Source organism: Anaeromusa sp. (genome assembly GCF_028691475.1).
In the GTDB taxonomy this organism is placed as follows: Bacteria; Bacillota; Negativicutes; order Anaeromusales; family Anaeromusaceae; genus Anaeromusa.
This window is the reverse complement of record NZ_JAQUZF010000046.1, coordinates 14,799-20,435: the sequence shown is the minus strand read 5'-3', so window position 1 is coordinate 20,435 and position 5,637 is coordinate 14,799. Positions and strand designations below refer to the sequence as shown.

The 5,637-nt window shown below is 53.2% G+C and carries 5 protein-coding genes; all 5 read right to left on the bottom strand.

What is annotated here, in order from left to right; translation table 11 throughout:
- Positions 1-106 precede the first annotated feature (106 nt).
- The 5 genes from PHF27_RS07855 to nifE are packed head-to-tail and all read right to left on the bottom strand — an operon-like array spanning position 107 to position 5,172.
- Positions 107-724 (bottom strand): Fe-only nitrogenase accessory AnfO family protein, encoded by a 618-nt coding sequence (locus PHF27_RS07855; RefSeq protein ID WP_300068163.1) that lies wholly within the window; start codon positions 722-724, stop codon positions 107-109.
- Positions 725-767: 43 nt separating this feature from the next.
- Entirely contained in the window at positions 768-1,073 is a 306-nt protein-coding gene (locus tag PHF27_RS07850; RefSeq protein WP_300068160.1) for a (2Fe-2S) ferredoxin domain-containing protein, read from the bottom strand.
- 23 nt (positions 1,074-1,096) lie between these two features.
- The gene (gene nifB, locus PHF27_RS07845) at positions 1,097-2,365 is read right to left on the bottom strand and encodes a nitrogenase cofactor biosynthesis protein NifB (protein ID WP_300068157.1); all 1,269 of its coding nucleotides are present in this window, start codon (positions 2,363-2,365) and stop codon (positions 1,097-1,099) included.
- A gap of 16 nt (positions 2,366-2,381) precedes the next feature.
- Positions 2,382-3,779, bottom strand: coding sequence for a nitrogenase component 1 (locus PHF27_RS07840; protein ID WP_300068156.1), 1,398 nt, complete (start codon positions 3,777-3,779; stop codon positions 2,382-2,384).
- A 1-nt stretch (position 3,780) separates the two neighbouring features.
- Positions 3,781-5,172 (bottom strand): nitrogenase iron-molybdenum cofactor biosynthesis protein NifE, encoded by a 1,392-nt coding sequence (gene nifE, locus PHF27_RS07835; RefSeq protein ID WP_300068154.1) that lies wholly within the window; start codon positions 5,170-5,172, stop codon positions 3,781-3,783.
- Positions 5,173-5,637: the final 465 nt, after the last annotated feature.

Here is a 5,637-nt window from a genome sequence, read left to right as displayed (position 1 = left end):
TCACCGCCGCAGGCCCTAACGACGCTGCTTCGCGCAGCGTTTGATCGATAAACAATACATCCTGCGCCATGCTCTCACCTTCCCGCTCCTGCCGATTTTATCTGTCCTATTTACCTTGCAAAAACACCTTCCACTCCCCTGAAGGAAGCTTCTCTTTAACGCCTGCAAAGGCGCCGCCGCTTTGCCACTCACACTCCAGCCATGGTGGCACATGAGTGCACAAAATTTCCAGCGAAGCAAAGATTCGCCCTTGCAGCCACGGCTGCAGTACCTGCTTAGAGGTAATACCGCCACTGGCTCGCTGCACCTCACAGATGGAAATACGGTAACGGCCCTCTCCCAACTCCTCGGGAATAGGCAGCGAGACGGTCTCGACCGCCGGTTTGACCGCCTGTTCTTCTTCGCCTGCCAGCACCTCGTTCAGCAACTCCAACGGCGCCCCCTGCATCTCCCAAAGAGAGCAGCCTGCTTTCTCCAGTTCATAGTAAGGAACACCTGTAATGGTTGAAGCCACTACAATTCGACAGCCCGCCAAAAACTCCACCATCGCCGCCAATTGCTTACGCAATCCCGCCAGACCGCCACCCGCCGCCATCAAAAGCGGCATGGAGCGCTCTTCTTGCCAGCCTCCTTCTTGCCGGCGATAAACGCGCAGCAAGCCGCCTTGATCCATGGGCGCCGTTTGTCCGTCAACCGCTGTCAGCACGGCAATTTCTTTCGCCATCTTCCACACCTTCTTTCCAAGAAGCTAGTACGCTACTCACTCTTTAAAGCGCCAAGCGTTCCACTATGCGCCCCTCCGCTAAATGTTCTTCCACGATTTCCGTCACATCGTCTTCACTTACTTTGCCATACCAAACATTATCCGGATAGACCACTACAATCGGCCCCTCTTCGCAAAGACCAAAACAGCCTGTGTTGGAAACAAAAATACCTTCCAAATCTTCTTCTTCAATGGCCTCCATAAAGGCGTTTACTAAATCCACCGCGCCCTTTGTGTGGCAAAAGCCCTTTTGCTGCCCCGTCATACGCGAACTAGTACAAATAAATACATGCTTTTTCGGTTTTTCCATTGCCAGACCCCTTTCAAGAAAATTTACATCGCTCGTTTCTGCCGCAAGCACTCCGCTGCAAACAACAACCCCTCATCAACGCTGTTGCACGATTCTACACTGACAATGCCCGCCTGCTGCAACCGCGCTTTAGCGCCCTGTCCAATGCGCATGGTCAATACCGCATCACAATCGGAAAGCAATTGCACCAAGCTCCCCTTGTGCGTATCGTCTTCTTCGCAAACATCCTTGCCACGGCAATACCGCAGGCTGGGACGCGTCTCTAAGAACTTCATCTGTTTGCCGCGCACCTGGTAGATGTGGAACTGCTCAGCGTGGCCGTAATGCATGTCCACCAGTTTTTGATATTTAGAAGTAACGGCAATACGGTATACGCCAGCAGCGGCAATCGGCTGAAGCTGCTGCTCGTGCAACCGGTAGCGCGCCGATTCGTCCTGCGTCAAAAGCCCAATTGCATCGGCTCGACACTGCTGACAATGACGCATCTGCCGCAAATCGATCTGACAACGCTCGCGCAAGGCGTCCAAATCGCGACGATTGGTTTGCGGCAGATTTTCAAAGGCGCTCCCAGGCGCAGGAATCAGAGGCATGATGTTGCTCACGAACGCCCCCAACTCTTTGGCTTTTTTCACTACCTCCGGAATATGCGCTTCATTTACGCCAGGAACCATGACGGTATTAATTTTTACCAAGGCTCCTGCCGCCGTCAAACGGGCAATGCCGACTTGCTGATTTTCCATAAGGCGTTTAGCCGCCTCTTCGCCGCGAAGCACTTTGTTTTCATATAACACATGGCGATACAGTTTAGCCCCCACTGCCGGGTCCAGCGCATTCATCGTCACCGTAATGTGACGCACGCCCAGTTCCAACAGCTCATCCGCGTATACTGGCAGCATCAGCCCGTTAGTGGATACACAAAAAACCACGTTTTCATCCACTGCCCGAATGGCGCGCAGCGTCTTAGATACAGCCGGCCAATTGGCTAAAGCGTCTCCCGGTCCGGCAATGCCGACAACGCTCAGCTTCGGCATTTCCCGCTTCACCCAAAGAAATTTTTCCAGCGCTTCTTCAGGAGACAGCACTTCGCTGGTTACACCAGGACGGCTTTCATTGACGCAGTCGAACTTCCGGTTGCAGTAGTTGCAGCTGATATTGCAGGCAGGCGCTACCGGCAGGTGCATGCGCGCATATTGGTGATGCGCTTCAAAGGAATAACAGGGATGTTTTGCGGTACTGGCAGCCAGTTCCGGCGACATGCCCTCGTACATACAGGATTCAGATTGACAGCTCATGAGGCCCGCCTCCTTTTCAAATACGCCTATCGTCAGCGCTTGTATTATTCGCTTCTTCCGGCCGCCAAAATGCATCTTCCATCGCTTTGCGGTAGTGTTTGTGCTTATGATCCAGAAGCGCATTCGTTAGTCGATCCAGCAAAAGCGCCGTCCCCTCATAGCCGACTGAAAGTTGTCTGGCGCCGCCCACGCGGTCCAAAATAGGAAAGCCCAACCGTACCAGCGGGATGCCACAGCGTTCTTCTAAATAACGGCCTTCGGATGAACCGATAACCAAATTGACCTGCCGTTCTTCTACAGCCTGGCGAATAGAGACGAAGTCGGCCCCCGCCAACAGCTGCGGCGTTTCCCGAAACTCCGCCAGTTTTTTCTCCAACAGCGGCACTAAGCGACTGCCCCGGCTGCCGGTTGCGGCAAGCACCGGTAAAAGACCGTTTTCCAAGCACAAGGCGGTCACCGCGTAGACCATGTCCGGCTCGCCATAAATAGCGCAACGCCCGGCAAAATTGTATTTGTGACTGTCTACCATGGCGTCTTGCAGACGACCACGCTGCTGCTCCAACTCTTGCGGTATCTTTTTGCCGCTGACTTCCTGCAGCGTCGCCAAGAATAAATCAGTATTTTCTAGGCCAATCGGCAAAGGCAAGGTATAGCAAGGAACGCCAAAATGCTCTTCTAAATACATGCCTGCCGAAAAAGAGTTTTTTACGGTACAGCCCAACTGCAGCGTCGCTTTCGCTCCGCCCATCCCCCGGATATCCATGAGAGAGGTCCCGCCCGGCCCTAGCTTGCGGTACTCCTTCAAATACGGCTTGTCCAGCGTCTCGGAGATATCCGGCAAAAACGTATAGGAAACATCCATAGACTCTAACAGACCTTTGATCCAGCGAATGTCCGCCGGGCTGAGAAGCGCGCTGATAATATTGATTCCGTCGTGTCTGACTTCGTCTGTCGCCAACGTCTCTACCACCGCTCGTAAGGTCCGATGATATCCTTCACCGAAACTATCTCCGTAACCAGGCGTAGATGCCGCTACCAATGCCACCCCCGCTTGCGAGTGACTTTGCATATATTCTTCAGCGATACGCTTTACATCCTCGCCAATGGTTTCCGCCAAGCAGGTGGTAACGATGCCGACTACCTCGGGATGATAGACGGCGCAAATATTGTCGATAGCCTGCTTGAGCTGGCCTTCGCCGCCATACACAGTGCCTTTTTCGTTCAAAGAGGAAGAGCCTACGTCAATGGGCTCATTATAGTGTTCGGCGATATGACGCCGCATATACGTACTGCAGCCTTGGGAGCCATGCACAATCACCATTGCTTTTTCAATGCCCTTCAAGGCTAAAATGCCGCCCATAGGCATGCACATGTTGCAGGGATTTTCATTGACATTGCGGCTGCGCATCACCATGCTACACACCGCCTTTCTTCAGCCACGGCGCCTCGCCCAAGTGCCGCCAAACCGGCGAACAGATGGAAGAGTACACTTCCTTGGCAAAATTCAGCGCCCCCACATAGCCGCTGAGAGGATGCTTGCGATCATGATTATGATCCAAAAACGCCCGCCCCAGCTTGTAGGCCAAAGGACGTTCTTTTACGCCCCCAACCAGAAGATCGGCGCCTTGTTCGAGTAAAAAACGCTCCAACTCCGCCGGATTGGCATCATCTAAGATGACCGCGCCTTCTTGGACTAAGTCATTCATCAGCGCGTATTCCTCTTTGCGTCCAGTCTGGCTGCCCACCATAACCACTTCCATGCCGACTTCTCGGAACTGCCGAATCAGTGAGACGGCCTTAAAGCCGCCGCCCACATATACCGCCGCTTTTTTCCCTTCCAGATGCTGTCGATACGCTTCCACTTGCGGCGCATAAGCAGCTTCTTCCGTCTGAATGACCGCTTCCGCGTTGGCTGCAATCTGCGCTTCTCCCAGTTCTTGCGCGATGGCCCGCAGTGAAGACGCTGTATCCTCCATACCCAGAAAGGAAACTTGCAGCGACGGAATCCCATACACTTCTTGCATATTTCCCGCCAGATACTGCATCGAACCGGCGCACTGAATAATGTTCAGCTCCGCTTCCGGCGCCCGCTTTAAATCAGCATAGGTGGCGTCGCCGGTAAAAACCACATTGAGTTCTACGCCCAATCGGCGCAGATAGTCGCGAATAATCCAAGCCTCTCCGGCCAAATTGAAATCTCCCAAATAGTTAATGACCGGTTTGCCGCTTTTTTTGCGGCGCTCTTTGCGGCGGCGTTCCGCCGCAAAGAGCGGCATGGCGATCAGCCGCAGCAACGCATCACAGGCCGCTCGGTAGCCGGCAGCCTTGTTGCCGATAAAACCGCTTGATTCCACCGGCAGCACCTCAATGCCGTGCCGCTCTGACGCCGCCTTGCAGACGGCCTTCAAATCGTCGCCGATCACGCCGACAATACAGGTAGAATATACGAAAGCCAAAGGCGGACGGTATTTCGTAATCAGCTCATCCAAACAAAGAGCCAGCTTCTTTTCACCGCCGAAAATAATGTCTTCTTCTTGCATGTCAGTCGAAAAGCTGTTGCGAAACAGCTCTTCGCCGCTGCTCAGACTGCCCCGAATATCCCAAGTATAGCTGGCGCAGCCGATAGGGCCGTGCACCAAATGTAACGCGTCGGTAATCGGGTTGAGCACGACCCGCGCGCCGCAGTAGACGCAAGCCCGTTGACTGACGCAGCCGGCAATGCTGTCAGCGTCACACTGCAACGTTTTTTTCTGGCCTTTTGTTACAATAAACGCGTCTCTAGCCGCTAGACTTCTCGCCTCTTCCATGGCGCACACCTCCCTACTACACGGCCCACAGACTTACGAACAGCTCACGATAAAACAATTCTTTTTCCGCCATACTTTGGCAGAAAGCCTCGGCAGAGCGCCGCTATGCCTACGTTTTCTTTCGCGTATGGCAGGAAAATCTCTTGTTTTCTCGGAGCGTTCGTTTCATCCGTGGTGCCTTTTCTTTTTATTACGTTTTGGTACTTGGAAGACGGGAATTCACTATTTTTTCTAGTTCTTTTGTTCAATGACTAGCCCTGACGGTGTGCTTATGCAAGCGTTGTTTCCCTTTTAGGCCCACAGATTTATTCTCCGAGATAACTCTATGGAGAATCATCCGTTTCATCCGTGGCGCCTTAATTTTTAAGCACTTTCTTTATGGAACATAACCCGCAGGTCAAATCCCCCTGACCCTGCGGGCCATCCCCCTTTAGCAAGGGGGACTTTCAAGTCCTGTGGTTCTCG

Bases quoted from the DNA above. Each gene is read 5' to 3' on its own strand.
- PHF27_RS07840 (WP_300068156.1), bottom strand. From the start codon at position 3,779: ATGGTGATGCGCAGCCGCAATGTCAATGAAAATCCCTGCAACATGTGC.
- nifE (WP_300068154.1), bottom strand. From the start codon at position 5,172: ATGGAAGAGGCGAGAAGTCTAGCGGCTAGAGACGCGTTTATTGTAACA.
- nifB (WP_300068157.1), bottom strand. From the start codon at position 2,365: ATGAGCTGTCAATCTGAATCCTGTATGTACGAGGGCATGTCGCCGGAA.
- PHF27_RS07855 (WP_300068163.1), bottom strand. From the start codon at position 724: ATGGCGAAAGAAATTGCCGTGCTGACAGCGGTTGACGGACAAACGGCG.
- PHF27_RS07850 (WP_300068160.1), bottom strand. From the start codon at position 1,073: ATGGAAAAACCGAAAAAGCATGTATTTATTTGTACTAGTTCGCGTATG.